Here is a 23,824-nt window from a genome sequence, read left to right on the forward strand (position 1 = left end):
TTTTTTATATTATTAGTTTTAAATTACAACATATGATTATCGATTGTATTTGCGGGAAAAAAAAATTTAAATTAGCTGATGGAGTAATGCCAGAACAAGGCTCAAAAGTTAGATGTGGCTCATGTTCTGAAGTATGGTTCTATCACCCGGATCAAGGAAATAATCCAATCAATCAAGATGAAACTCTTAAAGAAGATCAAAATTCTTTGACAGAAAACGAAAATAATATTGAGGAAGATGCGGAAATTGAGGATTTCGCCGAAACAACACAAGCTCAACCTCAAGAAGATGAAACTATAGATCAAACAACAAGCTTAGATGATTCAGAAGAGTTACTATCCACTCTCGAAGAGAATTTGACAGAGAAAGAAATCAGTAATGAAAATTTAGATGACATTAAAAAAGAAAATCCAGAAGGAATATCAAATTTTAAAATATTTACAGATGAAGATACAAATGATCCTCCATCAAAAGAAGAGATGGATAAAAATATGGATGAATATAAAATTGAGAGAGACAAAAATCTAAATTTCTTTCAAAAATTATTTAAAAAAGATAGAATCTTAGAGGCGAAAAAATCTATAGAAAAAGAACAGCAACAGCAGGATCAGCAAAAACCAAATGATGGAAGGAGAGCCAGATTGCTCTTTTATTTGCTTATACTATTATTAATTGTTTTTTCTATTTTAATAGTTCCATTTAGAGATCAAGTAGGAATGGCATTTCCATTCATGGAAGACTATTTAGAATTTTTAAAACCAATGTATGATTACATCAGGGAGCCTTTGGGGTTAAAATAAAAATCTATTATTAATTTTCAGTCTCAGCGTTGCTTTTTGCAGCTAATTTTTCTTCTTCTGCTTTGAATTTTTCTATAATTTTTGATTTATCTTTCAGTAATTTTTCTTTACCAGGAAAAACATAGACTCCAATTTTTCCTTGAGATATTACTTTTTCAGAGTTAGCATTTTCTCTAGAAATATTTTCATCAATAATATTTATTTTAAAATCACTCTCTGCAATTTTATTTTTAAAATATGTTAAGTTTTGATAGGTACTTAAGAATTGGTACTCAATGTAATTAATTGAATAATTTTTTCCCAGTTTATCACTCTCACTTTCATTTAAACTATTAATTTGCACATTAAATTCACTCGCCATTCCCGAAATTGAATTTTTGAAATTTTGAAATTCAGTTGGAGACATAAATTTCATTATCTCCTTAATATACTCATATTCACTTTCATTTACCTCTTTTCCAATTTTGGCCATTTTAATAATAATATTGTCAGACTCTTGTTGGATATTTCCGGTATTAGCTAAAAGTTTATTTTGTTTTGAAAGTTGAATTGAAGTGTAAATTTCGGCAATTAAAAATGCCAATAAGGCAAAAAGCATTACAGCAAAACCTACTACAACAAATTTTGATTTATCTTTAATTGTTTCGTCTTCAACAACTTTTGATTTATTTTTTCCCAAGCCAAACATTATAAATTTTTTACTATCATTTATAGATTTGATAAACTGCAAATGATTCGTTCTTAAAATTTATTATATGAAAAAAACCCCAATTTACATCAAAAAAACTCTTGATGAAATTAGGCTCGAATTATTAAAAGATAAAAAACTTAAACTATCTAGACAACTTTATGTTCAAAAGCTTAAGGAAATTTTCAATGAGCAGGTAATTGATCTCAAAGATGACATAGAAACAAAAATGTCGTCCACAGGTACTGATAAAACCGTTGTTATTTCATCTTCTAAGGATACATCTTTGCAATCAAAATCAAGACAAGCAAATAGTAATAATAAAATAATCTTCCTAAACAACGAAGTTGTTGAACAAAATTTAAGTGACATTGATGAAGCTAATAATGATTTGTCTAACTTTGGCAATCTTGATGACAGTATCATTGAACTTAAAGATGAAGTTTCTAACACTAATGATCAAAAAATAATTGATTTGATTGAGGAAGTAGACGACATAGTTAATCTAACAAAAGAAGTGGCTGAAAGTGTTACTAGTAATCAAGATAATGATTATGAAAAAACATTAAATGATGAAGTGGTCAAAGAAGAAATTACAACTCCTCAGACATTTTCTAACGAGCAATTAGAAATGTTAAACGCTAAAATAAATGATTTAGATTTAAATAGTTCTGAACTTACAGAGAAATTAGATGAGTTATTAAATCAAAAAAATATTTTTTCTGAAAAATTTAATGATGAGCTTGACTTAAAATTAACTGAAGCGCTTACTAGATCTGAGGAAAATTTAGAAAATAAACTTAACAATATTAATGAAAATTATCATCAGGAGTTTGAAAAATACGAAGATGAAGCAAACAAAAATTTTGCGAATTTAGAGGATCAAATTGGTCAATTAAATACTCAGTTTGATGACATTCAAAATAATATCAGCTCAATTTCAAATAAAATAGATGATAATATTAATCAATTAAACAACCCACAAAAAATTACTGAAAACTTAAATATTGAAAAACAACTTGATGAAAAAATAAAAGATTTAAAAGATTATAATTTAAAGATTGAAAATACATTAAATAATCTTCATAATAAAATTGAAGAGACTTTAGATAATTTATCGACTTATAGAAACGAAGCAGCTGAAAAAATTGATCAAATAAATCAAAAAATTCAAAATCTTGAACCTGAAATAATAAATCAAATAGAAGAAAAACAAAAAAATAAAAGTGAGTCTGAAAAACTTCAGGAAAAGTTTGATCAAATCTCCAAGGTTATAGATTTGCAAAATATGAGAATGCTTCAAATGTATCATTCATCAGAATTACAAAATAGTCATTCTATATTGCAAAATAATATGAAACAAAGAAATCAAGATCATGAAACAAAGGATGAAACATTAAAATTAATTCAAGATCAGATGAAGGAAGAACTTTATCCAAATATCCAAAATGAAATAGAAAAACAGTTTAACCTTTTAAAAGATCAACTTTCAAATTATGAAATTAAAAGTATTTTAGATAAAATTCAATCTACCAACATAAGCAAGGAAGCAAAAAAACCTCTAAAAAAATTTAGCAATCTTTTTGACGCTAAAAAATATGTAAAAGGAATAGTGTCAAAAAAATCCAGAGATTGGATTAAGGAAAATGAAAGTTCTATAGAAAATGTAGCAAAAAAATTGCTTAATGAGTAATTTGCGAAATTCTAAAAAATTATAGGTTTTTTATGTAATAATAGCAATATATATAAAAATATTATATATCAAAAGTATGTAGATAATTCTTTCTTTGACTTAAAAATAAAAAATTAATATACCTAATCAAATATTATTTAATTAATTAAAGATAAAAAAAGGTATACAAATGAAAAAAACATTACAAAAAGGTTTTTCACTGGTTGAATTACTTGTTGTTGTAGCAATTATTGGTGTATTAGCCGGAGTTGGTGTTGTAGGCTATCAAAGTTACACAGACTCAGCGAAAGAGAGAGTTGCGATTGCCAATTTCAATTCAGTTAAAAGATTTATGGAAACAGAACTAACACTATTAAATAATAGCATTCAAACTGTTTCAGGTGCAATTAATAGTTATTCTACTAACTGTGCGGGATCAACTACTAAGTACGATAGTGAAGCTTCTGATAAAAATATTGGTAAATTCCTAAATGGAGCTGTATGCTATTTTGACACTTCAGGATATGGAAATGTATTCAAAAATCCTTACGATCCTGCAGGAGGAAGCCAAGTAGTATATAATCAAAATACATCTGCACTTGAAAAAGGACAAATTAACGTCGCTTTTTTTACAGCTGGATCTAGAGCAGGACTTACAGCTACAGAGCTTACTTCTGCAAAAGCAACAACGGCGTCAGAAACAAAAGGGCATTTTATTATAACTTATGCAACTGCTGATGATACAGAGGGATCATCTGGAGATGAAAAAGGAAAATTATTTGAATTAAAGTAATTTAACTTTTAAAGTTTTAAAAACCCCTTTATTAAAATTAAATAGAGGGGTTTTTTTTTATAAAGTACCATATCACTCAAATTATAAATGGTTCATAAATTAAATAAAACACATATTATTCTAACATTTTTTGTTTTATTGGTAAGTACTTCCTTAACTTATGTTGTTCTTCAAGAATTTAGAAATAATTACACTATAGTAAAAATTAGTGTTAACAAAACTAAAGGTAGTGATACTTCATATAAAATTTCGGATGAAATTCTTAACTTTCTTAAATCAAAAAATATAAGTACTGATTTAGACAAGGATACTTTAGAGAAACTTTATTGGGCAGAAAGAGTTAAAGAAGGAGGTTTAATTCTTTTATTTAGACATTCAGAAAGAGAAAAATGGAATAATTCAGTTGAAGGTTTTGATGCTTATGAACTGTTTAATAAGTACAATGCTAGAGATTTTTCTTGGTATAAGGCAACCTGTTTAACACCAAAGGGAATTGAGGAGTCTAAATTAATTAATGAAGCTTTTTCACATGCCAATATCGAGATAAGTGAAGTTGTTAGCAGTCCCTCATGTCGAGCTGTTGAAACAGCATTGTTTGCATTTAATAAAATAGATAAAATATTCTCTGGTCTTTTGCATTATACTGCATTTCACCCTCTAGATAGGAACAAAATTGGAGAAAAATTAAAAGAAGCAGTTTTAGATTTAGAAATAAAAAAGGGTAAAAATATAATTCTATCTGCTCATAATAAGGTAATTTCTCATTATAGTTTTATAGACGAGATGAACGTAGGCGAAGGATTGGAGGAGTCTGGATTTTATATAATTGAAAAAAAAGATGATACTCTAACAGTACCATTTAAGTTTAGTTCAATTAAAAATTTTATAATTCTTTTGTACAGACATGAATTTGAGAAAAGTACATATATTAAATGAATTTAATATTTAAGAAATTTTTAAAAGATCCAAGAAATATTGGGGCTATAGTGGAATCTTCTGAAAATTCTGCAAAGAAGATTTCTAATATTATAAATAAAACTAAGATAAAAAATGTTGTAGAGATAGGAGGTGGTACTGGAAGTTTATCAAGATTTATACAAAATAAAGATTTAACAATAGTTGAGAGGGACATGGATTTTGTTAAATTATTAAAAAATACATACCCTAGTTCCAATATTGTAAATAGCTGTGGAATAGAATTTCTTCGAAATTATAAAAATAAATATGGATTATTTACTTCAATCCCACTTATAAAAAATCAAACAAGAATTGACTTAACTAGTTTAATTAATGAACATATTAAAAATGGTCAACTAGATTGGTTTATTATATTGGGCTATAAATTTTTCGATCAATTTAAAAAAGTCAATTTTAAGAATCATGACAGACATTTTGTACTTAACAATTTGCCACCCGCCTTTATTTGGCATTACTATTAATTTAGGATGAAATTTTTTTATAAATAAATTTTATGTTTAAAGAAATTATTAAAACTATTAAAAAAGATATTGTTGGAAATGATCAAAATATTAAAATTTCATTAGCAGCAATACTATCTGGTGGACATATATTAATTGAAGATCTTCCTGGAACTGGAAAAACTACTTTTGCAAAATCAATTACTGCTGCACTTAATTTAGATTTTAAAAGAATACAATTTACATCAGACCTCTTACCAAGTGATATTTTAGGTTTTAATTTTTTAAAAAATGATAAATTTGAAGTTAAGAAGGGACCAATTTTTACAAACATAGTTTTAGCTGATGAATTAAATAGGGCTAGCCCAAAAACACAAAGTGCTTTTCTAGAGGCCATGGAAGAAAAGTCAGTAACAATAGATAGAGAAACATTTACTTTACCCGATCCGTTTATTGTAATTGCAACACAAAATCCATCTGATTTATCAGGTACATCTTTATTACCTGAGTCTCAATTAGACAGATTTATGATCTCTTTTTCCTTAGATGAATTATCTGATCAGCAACAACTTACTCTTTTAAAAAATAGAAACAATTTAGATATAAAAAGAAATAATCAATTTGATTTTAAGGATTTAACCTCTCTTCAAGAAATAAACATTAATGATAAAGTTTATAAATATATTCAAGAAGTTAAACAATTTCTTAATTCAAATTTTTCAGAAGTTCATATATCATCAAGATGCTTGAAACAAATAGTTGCGATTTCAAAATCATTAGCGATATTGAATGAAAAAGATTATGTAACCATACAAGATGTTAAAGATATTATCCCATATGTATTGAAACATAGAATTAATATTATAGAGAAAAAGTATGTTATTAATTTTATAGATCAGGAGATATTAAAAAAAATAAATATTTCTGATGATTTTTGAAAAGTGGAAAAGGTTCATAAAAAAAAAATTAGAAAAAAATTCTGAATTTCATAAAAATTTATTAACTAAAAAAAACTTATATATTTTTCCAAATATTAATGGATTTAAACTGGCAGTATTTATATTTTTTGCCTTTGCTTCTTCTATATTTTATCAAAATAATGTTGGACTTTTAATTTCAATTATTCTTTTCATAATTTATTTTATTTCTATTATCATTTCCTATCAAAATTTAGTTTCAATCAGGATTGATCCAATAAATTACTTAGTCCCAAATAACAGAAATGTGTATTTAAGTTTCTTTATTCAAACACTAGACAAAAAAGACAGATTAAATCTTAATTTTCTTTTAGATAAAGAAAAATTACAAAATTTTGATTTAAGTAGTGGCAAGGAGATTAATATAAAATATTTTTTTAAAAAAAGAGGTGTTCAAGACATGCCTCGAATTAAATTAGAGTCAGTATTTCCATTTGGGATCATTAAGGCATTTGGTATTGTAAAACTTAAACAAAAACTATTTATTTATCCAGAGCCTATTAAACCACCTAGTTTTCTAATTAGCAGCTTAGAAAAACAAAATTTAAAAAATGATATCGATTATGAATTTGAAACTATAGAGGAGCAAAAAGAAAGTGAAAATTTATCTAGGATTTCCTGGAGGCATTATTCAACTATGAAAAAACTATTTATAAAAAAATTTTTAAGAATTGATAATAATGACCAAATTTTGATTGATATAGAAAAGCTAGACAATTCAAATTTTGAATTATCATTGTCGTACGCCTCATACTTAATTGAATATTTCTATAATCAAAAAAAAAAATTTGCTTTAAAATATAAAAATTTTACATCTAGTTATTCTAAATCTTTAAGACATAAAAATGAGTTGCTAAAATTTATTACCAATGTCTAGATTAAATCTTCTAAATCCTCAAATTAACTCATATTTGCTTTTAGTATTTTCTATGACCACACTTTTGTTTGATGTGAATTTTTATAATCAAATTTTATTTTTATTTGTTTTAGGTTTTTCAATATTTCAAAATTTTTATCAATATAAGTTTAAGAATTTTTTTTCTTACGTAGTTGGATTATTAGCTATTTATATCCAATTTAAATTAAATGATCAGACATTGTCGAAAGAATTTTTTTTAAATACAGTTTTATTGTTAATATTTATTAAATTTTCTGAAGCTAAAAATAAAAACGATTATTATTTCTTTAATTTTACAATAATTTTTTTATCAGTAACCTCACTAATTTATGGTCAAGATTTCTTAAGTTCAGCTAATTCAATTTTATTAATGCTGCTATCAATTCTTCATCTTTATTCAATAAATCAACAAAAAGTAATTCAACTTAATTTAAAATACATAGGAAAGTATTTATTAATTGGTATTATTGCATTATCAATAATTGGCGTAACTTATTTTATATTTCCTCGTTACGAAGTAAAAATTAAATTATTTGAAACTTCAAAAAATAATTTAGGAATTCCAGAACAAATCGAATTAGGTTCTTTTAGCCAAATATCGAACAATAATGATAAGGTTTTTATCTACGATGCTATAGAAGATAAAGTTGATGAACTTATATATTTTAGAGTAAAAGTATTTGATTTATTGAACTTGGAAAGATCTTGGGTCTCAGCTCCAAATGAAGTTTTTAACAACAAATATAAAGATAGCTTTTCAATTATAAAAAAAATTAGTTCAGAAAGTATAAAGTCAAAATTAATTGTTTATCCCAATGACAAAACTTGGCTACCTATTTTAAATAATTTTTATTTTGATAACAAATTAGTAAAAAACAATTTCTTAAATGGAACAGCTAACACATCTGAAAAAATTGATAAAAAAACTCCTTATTTTATAAAACCTACTAATTTTCAAATTAATTTAAATGATGACCTTCAAGATTTTTATAAAAAATTGCCCAATACATTTTCTGAAAAACTATTTAATTGGTCTTTAAAAATTAAAAACACCTCTTCTTCTGATGAAGAGTATTTAAATAAACTAATGGAACACTTTTCTAATGGTGAATACTTTTATTCATTAAGTCCAAATATAGATAATTCAAATAATTATGAGAAATTTTTCTTTGATACTAAAACAGGTTACTGTGAATATTATGCAGGCATGTTTGCTATTCTTGCAAGATTGCAGAATATACCCACAAGATTGGTAAGTGGTTACATGGGGGGAACTTATAACGAATTAGGAAATTTTTATACTTTTAAACAATCTGATGCTCATACATGGGTTGAAAGTTACATCGAAGAGAGAGGTTGGATTAGATATGATCCTACACAAGTTATTCCTAAAATTAATATTATTAGCTTTAACAACGTATCCTCAAATAGTTCACAATCTCAAAATTTAGTTAAAGAAAATGATTTTTTTAAATCAAATATGATTAAGTTATATTACGACTACTTTGATTATATTTGGACAAATAAATTTCAAGAATATAATCAACAATCTAGAAATGAATTGATAAAAAATACTTTTGAGAATTTGAAGTTTAACTCATTTTATCTATTTATTTTCATTTGTATTTTGTTGTTGATAAAACCTATTCAAGTTCTGTTAAATAAAAAATTATTTTATTCAACTTTGTTTAAAAAAATAAGAAATAAAAAAAAAAATTACAATAAAACTCTTACCCATCAAGAACTTTTTAAGTTACTTTCTAATGAAGACAAAATAAAATTAAATGAAGTTTTTAATGTTTACGAAAAAATATACTTTGCGAAAAATTATAAGATTAGTTACAAAACTTTCTTTAAAGAAAATTATAAGATAATAAAGTTTTACTTAAATATTGTTTAATTTTTAATTAAATTTATTATCAATCAATTGTTAATATCATTGTGGCGTTTGGACCAGGATCTTGACCATCTGTCCTTGCAGGCGGTACAAATTTTAATAGACGTCTCATATAAAAATTACTTAGAATATCTGGTCTCATTACTAAATTGTAGTGTTGATCATAATCAAAATTTTTTTTATCCTCAAATAATGACACACCAAAACCAAACTGCTTGTTATTTTCTGGTAAAATCCCTAGGCCGTCTAAAATAGTTGGTGCTATATCAAAATGATTTATTTTATCTCTGTTAATTTTCTTGTTTGAATTAGTCTTAAAGTAAATATTTCTCTCATCCTCTTTACTTAAAGATCCAATAAGGTCCCTAAAAGCTAAATGATCACCTAAAATAACAACTAAAGTTTCATCCAATATACCCAGACTATCCAGGTCATTAAAAAATTTTTTAATTAAAGTTCCGGAACATTTATAAGCTTCGTATGCTTGTAAGCTTTCTGAACTTATATCTCCTATTGTACATTCAGGAGAATAACCAAATGGATGATGAGTATCCGTATTGATTATTGTAAAATTAAAATTTTTTCCTGATTTGTAAGTTTTAATTATTTCTTTTTTGGCATGATTTAATAAGGTGCTATCATAAACACCTCCTCCCCAAGCCATTTTATTTGAGGGTTTTTCAATTGTTCTAAAATCCTTTTTGATTATATTTGCATCATTAACTTTAAAACCGTGCCTTTCTTTGAAAGGTCCAAAACTCTGAAATTGTTGATCAACGGAGATATAAAACACTTGTTCATAATTTTGTTTAGCCAATACATCACTCAAACAATATAATTTTTCTTTAGGAAGTTTTTCCATGTTTGTATTTACCACTACAACAAAAGGGACTGAGCATTGGCTAGCCACAACACCTGCAATACTAAAATTTGTTGAGGGTGCGTGCTTAAAATTATAAACATTCTTTCCCTTAATTTCGTTGAAGGGCGTAAGAGGATCAGATTTATTATCATTAGATAATTTGCTAATATTATACTCGAGTGACTCAACATAAAATAATATCAAGTTTTTTTTCTTCTGTGGTTTATTGTATTTGATTGTATAAGGGTTTTTGTAAAGATTTGGATAATCTTCATAACGAGCACTTTTTTCAAAATATTCAAAGAATCCAAATTGAAGTATAAAAAATAACGAACAGTAAAACAAAAGTATATAAGAATTGAATAATGTTATTTTTAAAAACTTATTAAAAAAAATTTTTTTAATAAAATTTTTATATTTATTAATCCATAAATTTTTTTGTTCTTGATTAATCTTCAATAAAATATTTAATTTTTTACCAAATAGTAAACCTAAAAAAGCTAAAACAATAGCTGGTAAAAATGTGTATAAAGCAAACTCTATTTTATATGTATTCGGTGAGTTTTTAAAACCTTCATAACCGATATGAATATTGTACAGAATTTCTACATAATAAACGTTTTTACCAAAGGTTTTAGTAATCCAAAATGTGAGCGTAATTATAAAAAAACTTAAAAACAATATCAGCAAACTGACAATATCTTTTTTAGTTAAATTCATTATAGCTTGTTTGTTTATATTTAAATTTTGAATCTGCAATCTATTTTGTACAAAAATATATAATTTTTATTGAAAGTAAAAGATAGATTATTTAGTAGACTTAATATGTTTGTTTTTTAATATAGTATATTCTGATGAAAAAAATTTTTGTTTTTTCAATTTTAGGTGTTCTTATCTTATTTTCATTATTTATTATTTTCATACAAGAAAAACCTAAAGCTAAAAAAGCTGCAGACGATGAGGCAATAGCAATTTTTGCAGGATATAAACCATTATCAAATTTAAATATGTATATTGGTTCAAAAGTAACAGACACCTTCGAGTATTTATTAACGAATTTAAAAAATGAATGTTCGGTACTATACGGTGAAAAAATGGAGATAAAGGGTAAAATTAAGGTTGATACTGTGAGCGATGATATCTCCAGGTATAAAAATGAAAAAAATATTCAAGTTTTATGTAAAGGTGTCAAATATGAATTTCTAGATATTAATGGAGATCCTTTAACAGATGAAATTGAGTTAATGTTTAATAGCTGCAATAATTCTGTTTTAGATTACTACATATCATCAGATCTTAAAGCTAATCTTTTTGGTAAAAATCCAAAAATTTTTGATGAATGGGTTTCGTATTTTAAAAATTATTCACCAAAAAATTCTGTTATTGAAAGAAAAATTATTGAAGATGAATTTTTAGGTATAAAAACTTTATACAATGTTAATAGGAAATATTGGTACCATGAATTAAATCCTTTGGATAAGAACGGTAAAGAAATTAAAAAATCCTGGCCTCTTTATGGAACTATCTTTTTGGAAATTATTAACAAAAAAAAAAGTGAAAACACTAATGATTTAGGTACTAATAATATAAAATTTAGAAGTTATTTAAGTCATATTGCTCGCGCAAAAAATTGCTAAACTTTAAAAAAAATTTATTTAAATTAATAATTTTTGTTACTTATGTAACTTTATTGGCATTAGAAATTATTAATTCTGCTATAGAGATATTATGCAACAAAATAACAAAAGAATATGATGCTGAAATAAAAAAAATTAAAGACTTAGGAAGTGGAGCAGTATTTGTCATTTTAATTACTCTAATCATTTTAATTGTTACAGCTTTATTCTAAATTTTATATTATGAAAAAAATTTTAGATATCAGTTTAAATCTAATTTTCGATATCAAAAAAACTTGTTAGTTTTGCAAGTTTTAAAACTGAAACTACAGCTTCGCTAGGTTTAATTATTTTAAATTCTTTACTTCCTTCTCCAGCTCTTTGTTTACTTTCAATCAGTACAGCAATTCCTGAACTATCTATATAATTTACAGCACTCATATCAACTGATACAGCTTTATTGTCATCTAAAGCTCCGTGTACTTGTTGTCTTAAGTTTCCTGAATTTTCTAGATCTATTTCTCCACCAACTGTAATTATTAGCACATCATTTTCAGTTTTTTCTGGATAACTCATGATTTGAATATAATCAGAGTAAACACATAGTCAACAAAATCATTAAACTTAAATGTTATTACTGATGGTAAATATTAAATTTAATTTAAAAAATTAAGTTTAGGAGTAGCTTGCAGCAATTAATGCGATTGCAGAAATAGTGGATACAAAATAGATTAGTTTTTTCTTTTTCTTCTCTTTCCCATTAATCTTATTTATCATTTCTTCATAACTTAACTTAGCGTTATATTCATTATTCTCTAAATAAGCTTTAGGTACTACGACATTATTTATTTTTTTATTTTTTAAAATAATATGTTGAATGTTATTCATAATTTAAATTTTTGTAGCAAGCTCAATTAATTCTTTGAGAAGAATCTCATTGTTTTCTAAATTTTTTTTTCTCCATTCTTGAGAAACATAAATTTTTGAATTGTCTCTAATTAACCAATTTAATTTGATTAATTCTGAAACTTTTCTTCTAACAGTCTCTCTTGGAAGACCAAGACTTCTTGAAATTAAATTAATACTTGCTCCATTTGAAGTAGAGCAAAAAACCTCATTTTCACAAATTAAGTTTTCATTTGTGAAATTTTTTAAATTAATTCTGCTTACTAATTTTAATATTTGAGGGTAATAAGATCTGTCACCAAAGTCTGATATGTCTTTTGTATATATTGAAGCGACTAAATCTTCGATAATTTTGTAATTTTGTAAATGCATGAATTGACCTTTTACCCAAATTGGGTTTTATTTAAAATAAAATTTATATAGTTATCTAACCTTAATATATAATTTTTTTATAGATATTTATTGAATAGCTTGAACTTCTAGCTTTTTAGTTTTTAAAGATTTAATTGCTTCTAAACATGCTAGAGCAGTAGACATGTTTGTACAATATGGAACTTTATTTTTAAGAGTTGCTCTTCTTAGTGCAATAGCATCATTTAATCTGTGCTCACTGTTTCCACCACCAGTATTAATTACAAGTGCAATTTTATTGGAATCTAAAACATCTACAATGTGAGGACTACCACTACTTACTTTGTTTATAATTTTACATTTCATGCCATGTTTTTTTATGTATTCAGCAGTACCTTTTGTTGCACATAATTTAAAGTTAAGCTCTATTAGCTGTCTTGCTAAATCAATACCTTCGTCTTTATGAGAATCTTTCAAAGATATAAATGCAAGACCTTCTTTTGGAAGTGAGTTGGCTGCAGCAATCTGACTTTTAGCAAAAGCCATTCCAAAATCTTTATCAAAGCCCATTACTTCACCTGTAGATTTCATCTCAGGTCCTAACAGCAAATCGCTATTAGGAAATTTATTAAAAGGAAATACAGCTTCTTTTACTGCATACATTCCTTTTGATTTATCTTTAAGATTAAATTTAGAAAGTTTTTCACCAGCCATTATTCTTGATGCAATCTTTGCAAGTGGAATTCCTTTTGCTTTTGATACAAAAGGTACAGTTCGACTAGCACGTGGGTTTACTTCAATAATATAAATTTCATCTTTCTTGATTGCATATTGAATATTCATAAAACCTTTTACTTTTAAAGCTAGAGCTAGTTTCTTTGTTTGGTTTTCAATTTCTTTAATTAAATATGGTTTAATAGATACCGGTGGCAAACTACATGCTGAGTCCCCAGAATGAATTCCTGCCTCTTCAATATGTTGCATGATACCTGCTACATAAACATCTTTACCATCACTAATAGCATCTACATCAACTTCCATTGCATGATCTAGAAATTTATCTATTAGAATTGGATTTTCTTCAGCAGCTTTAAATGCTTCTTCAACAAAGTTTTTCAATTGACTTTTTTCATGAACAATTTCCATTGCTCTTCCACCCAAAACATATGAAGGTCTAACCACTAGTGGTAAACCAATTTTTTCAGATATTTTAATTGCCTCTTTGAATGTTTTTGCAATTCCACTATCTGCTTGTTTTAAATTTAATTTAATTAATAAATTTCTAAATTGATCTCGATCTTCTGCTAAATCTATTGAGTTATATTGTGTTCCTAAAATTGGAAGTTTGTTATCATTTAAAAATTTAGCAAGCTTAATTGGAGTTTGTCCTCCAAACTGAGCAATAACTCCTATTAAATTTCCTTTTTCTTGTTCTTTTTTAATAATGTTAAATACATACTCTTCTTTCAAAGGTTCAAAATATAACCGGTCACTCGTATCATAATCAGTAGATACAGTTTCAGGGTTACAATTAACCATGATGGTTTCAAAACCTGCGTCTTTTAATGAAAAACTTGCCTGACAACAGCAATAATCAAATTCAATCCCTTGGCCTATTCTGTTAGGGCCACCACCTAGAATTATTATTTTCTTTCTACTTGATGGATCTGCTTCACACTCAGAACTTATTGAAAAATTTCTTTGATAAGTTGAGTACATGTAAGGCGTAAATGATTTAAATTCAGCAGCACAGGTATCAACTTTTTTGTATACAGGTAGCACTTTTAGAGCTGTTCGCTTTCTTCTTACCATATCTTCTGAGGAATTAGTAAGCTCAGCTAACTTTTTGTCAGAAAAACCAATAGATTTAATTCTATTAAATTCATTATAATCTTTTGGAAGACCTCTTTTTTTAATAACTAACTCGTTATCAACAATTTCTTTAATTTGTCCTAAGAACCAAGGATCAATTTTAGATAAACTGTAAATTCTTTTTAAATTGATTTTTTTTCTAATTGCCTCAGCAACAAGAAGCATTTTATTTGGAATATGTTCTTTAAGTTTTTTTTCTAGTTGCTTTTTGTTTAAATTGAATATTTGGTCTAAACCAGAAAAACCAGTTTCTAAGGAGACTAATGCTTTTTGAACAGACTCTTTGAAATTTCTTCCAATAGCCATTGCTTCTCCAACAGATTTCATTGAAGTACCCAATGTTGCTGGTGAGGTAGAAAATTTTTCAAAAGTAAATCTTGGTATTTTAGTGACAACATAATCAATACTTGGTTCAAAAGAAGCGGGTGTTACTTTTGTAATCTCATTTTTAAGTTCGTCTAATGTATAACCAACCGCGAGCTTTGCTGCTACTTTTGCAATTGGAAATCCAGTTGCTTTAGATGCAAGTGCTGATGATCTAGACACTCTAGGATTCATCTCGATAACAACCATTCGTCCATTTTTTGGATTTATTGCAAATTGAACATTAGACCCACCTGTCTCAACCCCAATCTTTCTTAAACATGCAATAGAAGCATTTCTCATAACCTGGTATTCTTTGTCAGTAAGAGTTAAAGCTGGAGCTACAGTTACAGAGTCTCCAGTATGAATTCCCATTGGATCAATATTTTCTATTGAACATATAATTATACAGTTGTCTTTTTTGTCTCTTACAACCTCCATCTCAAATTCTTTCCAGCCTTCTAGACATTCTTCTACGAGAACCTGGCTAACTGGTGACTCGTGTAATCCATTTTTTATAATTTTAAGATATTCTTTTTTATTCTTTGCTATTCCACCACCTAGACCACCTAGGGTAAATGCAGGTCTAATGATTGCGGGCAAACCAATTTTATTTAGAACTTTAGAAGCTTGATTGATATTATTTACAATTTCTGATTTTGGTAAATCTAAACCAATATCAATCATATTTTTTCTAAATTTCTTTCGATCTTCAGCATTAGAAATTGCTTTAGAATTTGCGCCAATAAGTTCTATTTTGTATTTTTTTAATATTCCTTTTTTCTCTGCTTCCATTGCAAGGTTAAGAGCAGTTTGGCCTCCCATTGTTGGTAGAATTGCATCTGGTTTTTCTTTTATAAGAATTTTCTCTAGAACCTCTAAGGTGATTGGCTCTATATAAGTTTTATCTGCTACATCTGGATCTGTCATGATGGTTGCAGGGTTAGAATTAATTAAAACAACTTTATAACCTTCATCTTTTAAAGCTTTACAAGCTTGTGTTCCTGAATAATCAAACTCACATGCTTGGCCAATAATAATTGGACCAGCACCTACTACTAATATTTTTTTAAGATCTTTTCTTTTTGGCATTTTTTTTCATATTGTTAATAAATTCTTTAAATAAATAGACACTATCTTGTGGTCCAGGATTAGATTCAGGGTGATATTGAACTGAAAATACAGGTTTATTTTTTAACTTAATCCCCTCAATACTATTATCAAATAATGATTTATGAGTGACTTCAATATTTTTTGGTAACATTTCTTCAACAACTTCAAAGCCATGGTTTTGACTAGTGATCTCTACATTTTCATGAATTAAATTTTTTACAGGATGATTTGCACCTCTATGACCTAACTTCATTTTTTTTGTTTTACCACCAAGTGCTAAAGCAAGAATCTGGTGACCCAAACAAATGCCAAATATTGGAATATTTTTTTTAATAAGGTTTTTAATTATATTTATCGCATACTTTCCTGTAGCAGCTGGATCTCCAGGACCGTTTGATAAAAATATTCCATTTGGTTTAAGACTTAAAATTTTTTCAGCAGATGTTTTGCAATGTACTATTGTCACTTTACAATTAAAATCAGAAAAATATCTTAAAATATTTTTTTTAATTCCATAATCTATTGCAACAACATGAAATTGACTTTTTTTATTTTTTACAAATCCATCTTTCTTTTTCCAAGTTTTAAAACCCTTCCAAATATAATTTTTTGGAGTTGATACTTCTTTAGCGAGATCTAGATTTTTTAACCCACTCCATTTCAAAGTAGTATTTGTTAGTTTACTTATATTGAATTTTTGTTTTTTCGAGAAAGCAATGGTTCCTTTTGGTGCTCCTTTATCTCGAATAAAATTAGTTAAACTTCTAGTATCGAGACCAGTTAAACCAACAATTTTGTTTTTCTTAAGCCATGCATCTAAATGTAAAAAAGCTCTATAGTTTGATGGATCTGTTATTTCTGAATTAAAAATTACTCCTTTGGTCCATATTTTATCAGACTCTAAATCTTCTTTGTTGGTGCCTACATTTCCAATGTGAGGAAATGTAAAATTAATAATTTGCCCTGCATAAGATGGATCAGAGATTATTTCTTGGTAACCTGTTAAAGAAGTGTTGAAACATACTTCTCCAGTTGCCTCTCCTTCATAACCAATACCAATTCCTTTAAATACCTTCTTATTTTCAAGAACTAAAACGCCAGTATTAATTTGATTAATATTTTTTGAGTTAATTTTTTTTGAATTTTTGATCAATTACAACTCATGAGTTAAAGGTTAATACAATAATTGCTTTATTATCGCAACAGAGATGTATTATAAAATTGTAAAAAAACAATTTTTCTTTTGAAGAATTTTTTCTTTGAAGTAGATTAAAAAATTATGTCATTAAAGAACACTATCGAAAACGAATATAAAAATGCTCTAAAATCGAAAGATAAAAACAAAATATCAACCTACAGGTTAATTTTATCTTCTATTAAAGATTTAGATATTGCGAACCGTTCTGGCCCCAACAAAAAAGACACAGATGATAAGGACATAAAAAAACTTCTTAAAAAAATGGTCAAACAACGAGCCGAATCTATTGAGATTTATAAAAAAAACAACAGAACAGATTTATTAGAAGTTGAACAGAATGAATATGATATTTTAACAAGTTTTTTACCCAAACAGATTAGCGAAGAAGATACCAAAAAATTATGTGCCGAATTAATAACCAAGTTGGGTGCTAGTTCTATTAAAGATATGGGCAAAATAATGGGTGAGTTAAAGAAATCTCATTCTGATGAAATTGATTTTTCTAAAGCTGGATTAATAATTAAGGGATTATTGAACAGTTGATGAAATACCCCAAAGAGTATTTAGATGAAATTAAGACACGTTTGAAAGTATCAACGGTCGTTTCAAAAACAGTTTCATTAAAAAAAAGAGGTAAAGAATTTGTAGGATTATCTCCATTTAAAAACGAAAAAACACCTTCATTTACAATTAATGATGAAAAAGAATTTTATCATTGTTTTGCTACATCAGAACATGGAAATATTTTTGATTTTATAATGAAAACTCAAAATTTAAAGTTTGGAGAAGCAGTTAAACATTTGGCGCAACTAGCAGGAATGCAACCTTATTTGTTTTCAAAAAAAGATGAAGAAAGAGAAAAAAAGTGGAATGAATATAAATTAATCTTTAATGAATATGTTGATTTTTACCATAATGAATTAATTAAAAATGAAAAATATTCAAATGCTAGAGAATATTTAAAAAATCGATCTTTAAGTAAAGAAGACGTAAAAAAATTTAAAATGGGATACGTGGAAAAAAATCCAAAAATATTCGATCAATTAAAAAATAAATATAGTGAACAAACTTTAATTGAAACCGGGTTATTTTATTTAGATGAAAAAAAGAAAATTCATGTAGAAAGATTTAAAGGAAGATTAATTTTTCCAATTAATAACATAACTGGTCAACCAATTGCTTTAGGTGGAAGAATAATAGAAAACCTAGATTACCTTGCAAAATATATTAACTCACCTGAAACTTTATTTTTTAAAAAAGGATCAAATTTATATAATCTAGATTTAGCTAGAAAATTATCAAATAAAGTTGATCATATTTATTTAGTCGAAGGCTATATGGATGTTGTAGGCTTAAGTAAAAATGGAATTGATAATGCTGTTGCAAATCTTGGTACCTCACTAACTGATAAACAAATTCAAATTCTTAACCAATTTTTTGATGATATAATTATATGCTTTGATGGTGATGAAAGTGGTTATAAAGCAGCATTAAGAGCTGCAGAAAATTCAATTAAAGAATTAAAACCGGAAAAACAAATTTCATTCCTATTTTTACCAAATAAAGAAGACCCTGACAGTTATGTAAATAAAAAAGGTAAAGCTAATTTCATAGAATTTACAAAACAATCTAAGTTATCAATTCATCAATTTATTTTTAGTCACTATAAAAAACAAACCGAAAATAACCCTTCTTCCATGGCAATTTTTGAAAAAAGATTAAGAGAGGTAGCTAACACTATTAAGGATGATTATATTAAAAAATATACATTAGAATATTTTTTAGAGAAAATTTCAGAATTAACGCCTTATTCAAATCAAAAAAATAAAAAATCTTATAAAAAACCAACCAAATCTTTAGATGCTACCAAGAAGTATTACAATGAAAGTCAATCCTTATCTGGTGTTGAGCTTAAAGAATTTTCTTTAATTTATTTGATAATTAATAATTTAAATTTAATGCAATCAAATTTTCATTTAATTGAAAATATTAAATTATTTACTGAATTTAATAAAAAAATCTTTAATCAAATAATTCAAATTTTAAAATCTGAAAATCAAATAGCTGTTCAGGACTTAAATTTGGATAGTCAGATAATTGAAAAAATAAATAAATTTGCCCCAATAAAATATATTTTAAAAAATAATACTGAAGATGAGCAGAAAATCATTGAATTGCTTGAAGATATTTCAAGAGATTTAAGGAATTATGATCTTGAGTTTAGAATTCAAGAATTAGAATCGAAGTTCTCGGTCGATATGAGCGAGAGCACATTTAATGAGCTAAAAGAGCTCAAAAAAAAGCAGAATCTTAATTAATCTGGACAAATTTGTGATGGATTTTTACAGATTTGACATTATATAAGTCTTTCAACTTTATCGCTGTGGAAAGAATTATTACAAAATCATTTGCTAGATTAATGGGTCGTGGAACCCATAGAGGTTTTATAACGTATGAGGAACTTAGCAAATCATTAGGTAAAAGAAATTTATCAGATGAAAATCTTGCTCAAGCTTTTATCCATATCTTAGATGAAAATATTTCATTAGTTGAAAAAAAATCAGATTTTAAAGTACTGAGAAAAAAAGAAAATTCAAATAAGGAAGAAGGCAAAACAATTGAGAAAAGTGACGACCCTATCAGAATGTATTTGCGTGAAATGGGAGGTGTTGAGTTACTTTCAAGAGAAGGTGAAATTGCAATTGCAAAAAGAATAGAGGCTGGAAAAGATGTAATGTTAATTGCATTATCACAAAGTCCAATAACAGCACAACAATTTTTTGAGTGGAATGAAAAACTTCAAAAAGATGAAATATTAGTTCGAGAAATTATAGATATCGATACAAATTATATGGAAGATGAGTCAACAGGACCAAGCGCTAAACAAAAAAATGCTGGTGAAACAGATAAAGAAGATGGGTCTTCAGATGAAGATGACGATTTTAATCCTACTCTTGCTGCAATGGAGACAGAAATTAAACCTAAAGTATTAAAAACAGTAAACACATTAACTAAAGAATATACAAAACTAATTAAGTATCAGAAAGAAAAGTTAGATTGTGTTTTAAATTCTCAAAACTTTACACCTGCAAAGGAAAAAGGTTACGAAAAAATTGTAAATGATATTTTAGAAAATATTAAATCACTTCAGCTTTCTCCGTCTGTTTTGGAAGAACTTGTTCAAAAACATTATGTTGAGAATAAAAAAATTATTTCTTTAGAAGGAAATCTTTTAAGACTTGCAATGGATCAAAAAATACCAAGAAATGAATTTATAAAATTTTATGTTGGCAATGAAATAAATCCAAATCTTAAAAAATTCTTAGATACAAATTCAGTCTGGAAGCAATTTTTTGCGAAAAATAAAGAAGAATTTAAAAATATTAGAGAAAGACTTATTGAAATAAGTCACAAACTTGGAATTTCAGTTACTGATTTTAAAAAATTAGTGAGTAGAATTCAAAAAGGTGAAAAAGAATCCAGAATAGCAAAAAAAGAGATGGTCGAAGCTAATCTTAGATTGGTAATTTCAATAGCTAAAAAATACACAAATAGAGGACTGCAATTTTTAGATTTAATTCAAGAAGGTAATATTGGTTTGATGAAAGCAGTTGATAAGTTTGAATACAGAAGAGGATATAAATTTTCTACTTATGCGACATGGTGGATCAGACAAGCAATTACTAGATCAATTGCAGACCAAGCAAGAACAATTCGTATACCTGTTCATATGATTGAAACTATAAACAAAATTGTCAGAACTCAAAGGTTAATACTTAGTGAGTTTGGAAGAGAAGCAACTCCAGAAGAGTTGGCACAAAAATTAAGAATGCCGTTAGACAAAGTTAGAAAAGTATTAAAAATTTCTAAAGAACCAGTTTCTCTTGAAAAACCAGTTGGCGATGAAGAAGATAGTAGTTTAGGAGACTTTATAGAAGATACAAAAGCTTTAGCTCCATTAGAGCAAGCTATTAAATCTAACCTTGGAGAGGCAACTACAAAAATTTTATCTACATTAACCCCAAGAGAGGAAAGAGTATTAAGAATGAGATTTGGTGTAGGTATGAATACCGATCACACTTTAGAGGAAGTAGGTTTACAGTTTTCTGTAACAAGAGAAAGAATTAGGCAGATCGAGGCCAAGGCACTTAGAAAATTAAAGCACCCAAGTAGATCTAAACAACTAAAAAGTTTCTTGGAAAGTTAGATTGGGCCGTTAGCTCAATAGTAGAGTACTGCATTGACATTGCAGGGGTAGTTGGAGCGTAACCAACACGGCCCACCATTATTGATTTATCTTTAATTGATAACTTGATAAAAATGATATAACTAACAAATGTTTTGGGCCTGTAGCTCAGTTGGTTAGAGCAGTACACTCATAATGTATTGGTCCCAGGTTCGAGTCCTGGCGGGCCCACCAAATTCATTTTTTTGAAATTCCAGCAAGTTTTTGCAAAAGATATATTTCTTTTTCAGTTAACCCTTTTTTATTTAATTCAGCAATAATTTCTTTTTTAAGATTTTTCGACGCTAAAAATGAAATAATTCCAATTGATGATGTAAGTAACGTAATCCACAAATTTGAAAAAGATATGAATATTGAAAAAAAAGAGACTGTAAACCAAAAGAATATTAAACCTATAACAATAATTTTTTGACTTTTTAAATCTTTTATTTTTAAAAAAAAAAGAAACATGGAAGTTATAAGCATTAAAATCCCAGAAATTATAAACCACAAAATTATTGAAATATTAGAAGTGTTACCACCTACAAAAGTATCTTCTAATGCTTCATTTACAAAGTGTAAAATTATACCTTTATACAAAGCATAAATTAAAAAAGCCGAAGAGGTTAACGCTGAAATTAAGAGTACTGATTTGGTTTTAATTTTCAAACTAATTAACTATTTGAAAACTCTTTTAGTTTTAAAATTAATGCATTGATATCACCATCTGCACTAAGAATAATTGAATTAAATTCTTCTTTTTGAGTTCTCGCTAAACTTAAACCTTCAATTATAAGATCTCTAATTAAAGGTTGATCTTTATTCTTTGTATATACTCTCCAATCTATTTTAACAGCAGGTCTCTTATCTGTGGCTGCTAGTGTACTAGAAACTATTGTGTAATTTTCGTTTATTTTTTTCTTTGAATCTACGTTTATGATTGGATTAGAATACTCTGCCAATCTGCTTGAAAAACTTTGAAGAAAATATTCTGCAAATGCTTTTTCATATTCTTTCTTTTGTTTATCTGATGCACTTTTTCTATGAACTCCAAGCGAATAAAAACCAATACCTTTTATATCGACAGTATCTAAAGCTATTTTTTTTAATTTATCCATTCTTTCTTCTTTTGTTAATCCTCCACCTAAAGTTTCAGCAGCTCTATTTACCGTGGACTGTACAAAGACATCTGCCTCCATAGAGAAAGAGTTTGTAAAATTAAAGTTTAATAACAATAATAAGATAATTATTTTTTTCATATTTTTAGATTAGTTATTTGTTTGTTTCAATTTCTTCCCAGCCGTCATCATCTTCATATATGACTTCCACGTTTCCTTGTTGTACATTTTTAATTTTATTTTCCCTATCCTGTAAGTATAAACTTCTGACTGATGCATAAAAATCTATAGAGTTTTTTTCAAGGTTTTCAAAAGATTCAATATTATTTGCTCTAAATTCAATTCCAGTGATTGCTTTTGAGGCAATATAAGCACCTTCACTTAAAAACTCATTATTTCCATGCACTGAAGCATTGTACCAAGGATCTCCACCCATAATATTTGCAAAAGATCCTGTCGTGTCTCTAATAGTAGAAGGACCTAGAACTGGAAGCACTAAATAACAACCTGGACCAAAGCCCCATTTGCCAAGAGTTTGCCCGTAATCCTCTTTTTCATATTTAGGAAAACCCATTTTGTTAGCTACATCAATGGTTCCTAATAATCCAACAGTTGTATTAACTGCTAATCGAGCTGTATTTATAATCGCAGTTTTAATATCACCCTGCAAAACATTATTTGGTATAGTAACTAAGTTAGATAAATTTTTTACAGCGTTGCTAGTTCCTTTTTGAACTTTATCTGGCAACTTTCTGTATCCTTTTGCTATTGGTTTAATTACTGCTTTATCAACGCCTTGATTAAAAGAAAATGTTGCTCTGTTAAGCTTTTCAAAACAATCTTTTATATTTTCAGTTTCAGATTTATTGTTTTCTAGAGCTAGCTCGCCATCAGAAGCTGCATTAGCATTAAATGCAATTAGGAATAGAGAAAATATTAAAATGGTTAGTTTTTTTAACATGCGAATTTATATTATATAAAATTTAATATTAAAGTAGAATTAAATTTCAAAAGTGACGACAAATTGTTAATAAATAGCCTAAATTTGTACCCAAAT

The 23,824-nt window shown here is 27.0% G+C and carries 23 protein-coding genes and 2 tRNA genes; 15 read left to right on the top strand and 10 right to left on the bottom strand.

The annotated features are described in order from the left end of the window. Positions 1 to 32 precede the first annotated feature (32 nt). Positions 33 to 800, top strand: a complete 768-nt coding sequence (locus ACTTAW_RS02585) for a hypothetical protein (RefSeq protein WP_440651005.1) — start codon at positions 33 to 35, stop codon at positions 798 to 800. 10 nt (positions 801 to 810) lie between these two features. Here ACTTAW_RS02585 and ACTTAW_RS02590 read toward each other — a convergent pair whose 3' ends face one another. Continuing rightward, complete coding sequence (locus ACTTAW_RS02590) at positions 811 to 1,488, bottom strand: hypothetical protein (protein ID WP_440651006.1); 678 nt, start codon at positions 1,486 to 1,488, stop codon at positions 811 to 813. A gap of 67 nt (positions 1,489 to 1,555) precedes the next feature. On the opposite strand from ACTTAW_RS02590, the gene ACTTAW_RS02595 reads away from it, so the two are divergent. The 7 genes from ACTTAW_RS02595 to ACTTAW_RS02625 all read left to right on the top strand — a co-directional run bounded on the left by ACTTAW_RS02595 (position 1,556) and on the right by ACTTAW_RS02625 (position 9,146). Then, entirely contained in the window at positions 1,556 to 3,181 is a 1,626-nt protein-coding gene (locus tag ACTTAW_RS02595) for a coiled-coil domain-containing protein (protein WP_440651007.1), read from the top strand. 169 nt (positions 3,182 to 3,350) lie between these two features. Then, complete coding sequence (locus ACTTAW_RS02600) at positions 3,351 to 3,953, top strand: type IV pilin protein (RefSeq protein ID WP_440651008.1); 603 nt, start codon at positions 3,351 to 3,353, stop codon at positions 3,951 to 3,953. An 87-nt stretch (positions 3,954 to 4,040) separates the two neighbouring features. Beyond that, positions 4,041 to 4,889 carry a hypothetical protein gene (locus tag ACTTAW_RS02605; protein WP_440651009.1) on the top strand — a complete coding sequence of 283 codons (849 nt, stop codon included), beginning with the start codon at positions 4,041 to 4,043 and terminating at the stop codon, positions 4,887 to 4,889. Further along, positions 4,886 to 5,392 (top strand): rRNA adenine N-6-methyltransferase family protein, encoded by a 507-nt coding sequence (locus ACTTAW_RS02610; protein ID WP_440651010.1) that lies wholly within the window; start codon positions 4,886 to 4,888, stop codon positions 5,390 to 5,392. Before ACTTAW_RS02605 ends, ACTTAW_RS02610 begins: the two co-directional genes overlap by 4 nt. A gap of 32 nt (positions 5,393 to 5,424) precedes the next feature. After that, entirely contained in the window at positions 5,425 to 6,309 is an 885-nt protein-coding gene (locus tag ACTTAW_RS02615) for an AAA family ATPase (protein WP_440651011.1), read from the top strand. Then, positions 6,299 to 7,225, top strand: a complete 927-nt coding sequence (locus ACTTAW_RS02620) for a hypothetical protein (protein WP_440651012.1) — start codon at positions 6,299 to 6,301, stop codon at positions 7,223 to 7,225. Before ACTTAW_RS02615 ends, ACTTAW_RS02620 begins: the two co-directional genes overlap by 11 nt. Further along, complete coding sequence (locus ACTTAW_RS02625) at positions 7,218 to 9,146, top strand: transglutaminase family protein (protein ID WP_440651013.1); 1,929 nt, start codon at positions 7,218 to 7,220, stop codon at positions 9,144 to 9,146. Before ACTTAW_RS02620 ends, ACTTAW_RS02625 begins: the two co-directional genes overlap by 8 nt. A 19-nt stretch (positions 9,147 to 9,165) precedes the next feature. Here the strand turns inward: ACTTAW_RS02625 and ACTTAW_RS02630 are convergent, their stop codons facing one another. Beyond that, complete coding sequence (locus ACTTAW_RS02630) at positions 9,166 to 10,725, bottom strand: sulfatase-like hydrolase/transferase (RefSeq protein WP_440651014.1); 1,560 nt, start codon at positions 10,723 to 10,725, stop codon at positions 9,166 to 9,168. Between the two features lie 134 nt (positions 10,726 to 10,859). Here ACTTAW_RS02630 and ACTTAW_RS02635 point away from each other — a divergent pair, with 134 nt between their 5' ends. Both ACTTAW_RS02635 and ACTTAW_RS02640 read left to right on the top strand, forming a co-directional pair. After that, positions 10,860 to 11,642, top strand: coding sequence for a hypothetical protein (locus ACTTAW_RS02635; RefSeq protein ID WP_440651015.1), 783 nt, complete (start codon positions 10,860 to 10,862; stop codon positions 11,640 to 11,642). After that, on the top strand, positions 11,636 to 11,854 hold the full coding sequence (locus ACTTAW_RS02640) for a diacylglycerol kinase (protein ID WP_440651016.1): 219 nt from the start codon (positions 11,636 to 11,638) through the stop codon (positions 11,852 to 11,854). The genes ACTTAW_RS02635 and ACTTAW_RS02640 overlap by 7 nt, the downstream gene beginning before the upstream one ends. A 40-nt stretch (positions 11,855 to 11,894) precedes the next feature. Here the strand turns inward: ACTTAW_RS02640 and ACTTAW_RS02645 are convergent, their stop codons facing one another. From ACTTAW_RS02645 to carA, 5 genes are all read right to left on the bottom strand, one after another. Further along, the gene (locus ACTTAW_RS02645; RefSeq protein WP_440651017.1) at positions 11,895 to 12,197 is read right to left on the bottom strand and encodes an STAS domain-containing protein; all 303 of its coding nucleotides are present in this window, start codon (positions 12,195 to 12,197) and stop codon (positions 11,895 to 11,897) included. Between the two features lie 99 nt (positions 12,198 to 12,296). Continuing rightward, positions 12,297 to 12,509 (bottom strand): hypothetical protein, encoded by a 213-nt coding sequence (locus ACTTAW_RS02650; RefSeq protein ID WP_440651018.1) that lies wholly within the window; start codon positions 12,507 to 12,509, stop codon positions 12,297 to 12,299. Between the two features lie 3 nt (positions 12,510 to 12,512). Then, positions 12,513 to 12,899 carry a hypothetical protein gene (locus tag ACTTAW_RS02655; protein ID WP_440651019.1) on the bottom strand — a complete coding sequence of 129 codons (387 nt, stop codon included), beginning with the start codon at positions 12,897 to 12,899 and terminating at the stop codon, positions 12,513 to 12,515. A gap of 87 nt (positions 12,900 to 12,986) precedes the next feature. Further along, complete coding sequence (gene carB / locus ACTTAW_RS02660; RefSeq protein WP_440651020.1) at positions 12,987 to 16,205, bottom strand: carbamoyl-phosphate synthase large subunit; 3,219 nt, start codon at positions 16,203 to 16,205, stop codon at positions 12,987 to 12,989. Then, positions 16,183 to 17,379: a glutamine-hydrolyzing carbamoyl-phosphate synthase small subunit gene (gene carA / locus ACTTAW_RS02665; RefSeq protein WP_440651021.1), complete on the bottom strand. Its 1,197-nt coding sequence runs from the start codon at positions 17,377 to 17,379 to the stop codon at positions 16,183 to 16,185. The genes carB and carA overlap by 23 nt, the downstream gene beginning before the upstream one ends. Before the next feature lie 126 nt (positions 17,380 to 17,505). Between carA and ACTTAW_RS02670 the strand changes: the two genes are divergently transcribed. The 5 genes from ACTTAW_RS02670 (at position 17,506) to ACTTAW_RS02690 (ending at position 21,844) form a co-directional block, all read left to right on the top strand. Continuing rightward, a complete protein-coding gene (locus ACTTAW_RS02670) occupies positions 17,506 to 17,967 on the top strand; it encodes a GatB/YqeY domain-containing protein (RefSeq protein WP_440651022.1) in 462 nt (153 codons plus the stop codon). Next, positions 17,967 to 19,742, top strand: coding sequence for a DNA primase (gene dnaG / locus ACTTAW_RS02675; protein ID WP_440651023.1), 1,776 nt, complete (start codon positions 17,967 to 17,969; stop codon positions 19,740 to 19,742). Before ACTTAW_RS02670 ends, dnaG begins: the two co-directional genes overlap by 1 nt. 65 nt (positions 19,743 to 19,807) lie before the next feature. Further along, on the top strand, positions 19,808 to 21,631 hold the full coding sequence (rpoD, locus tag ACTTAW_RS02680) for an RNA polymerase sigma factor RpoD (RefSeq protein ID WP_440651024.1): 1,824 nt from the start codon (positions 19,808 to 19,810) through the stop codon (positions 21,629 to 21,631). 3 nt (positions 21,632 to 21,634) lie between these two features. Continuing rightward, a tRNA-Val gene (locus ACTTAW_RS02685) sits at positions 21,635 to 21,709 on the top strand. Positions 21,710 to 21,767: 58 nt separating this feature from the next. Further along, a tRNA-Ile gene (locus ACTTAW_RS02690) sits at positions 21,768 to 21,844 on the top strand. A 3-nt stretch (positions 21,845 to 21,847) separates the two neighbouring features. On the opposite strand, the gene ACTTAW_RS02695 is transcribed toward ACTTAW_RS02690, so the two are convergent. From ACTTAW_RS02695 to ACTTAW_RS02705, 3 genes are read right to left on the bottom strand one after another with little or no spacing between them, the layout of a single operon-like run. After that, the gene (locus ACTTAW_RS02695; protein ID WP_440651025.1) at positions 21,848 to 22,318 is read right to left on the bottom strand and encodes a hypothetical protein; all 471 of its coding nucleotides are present in this window, start codon (positions 22,316 to 22,318) and stop codon (positions 21,848 to 21,850) included. Positions 22,319 to 22,323: 5 nt separating this feature from the next. After that, positions 22,324 to 22,908, bottom strand: coding sequence for an MlaC/ttg2D family ABC transporter substrate-binding protein (locus ACTTAW_RS02700; protein WP_440651026.1), 585 nt, complete (start codon positions 22,906 to 22,908; stop codon positions 22,324 to 22,326). A gap of 13 nt (positions 22,909 to 22,921) precedes the next feature. Continuing rightward, positions 22,922 to 23,728 (bottom strand): MlaA family lipoprotein, encoded by an 807-nt coding sequence (locus ACTTAW_RS02705; RefSeq protein ID WP_440651027.1) that lies wholly within the window; start codon positions 23,726 to 23,728, stop codon positions 22,922 to 22,924. Positions 23,729 to 23,824 lie beyond the last annotated feature (96 nt).

Source organism: Candidatus Pelagibacter sp. HIMB1495 (genome assembly GCF_052047955.1).
Classification (GTDB): Bacteria; Pseudomonadota; Alphaproteobacteria; order Pelagibacterales; family Pelagibacteraceae; genus Pelagibacter.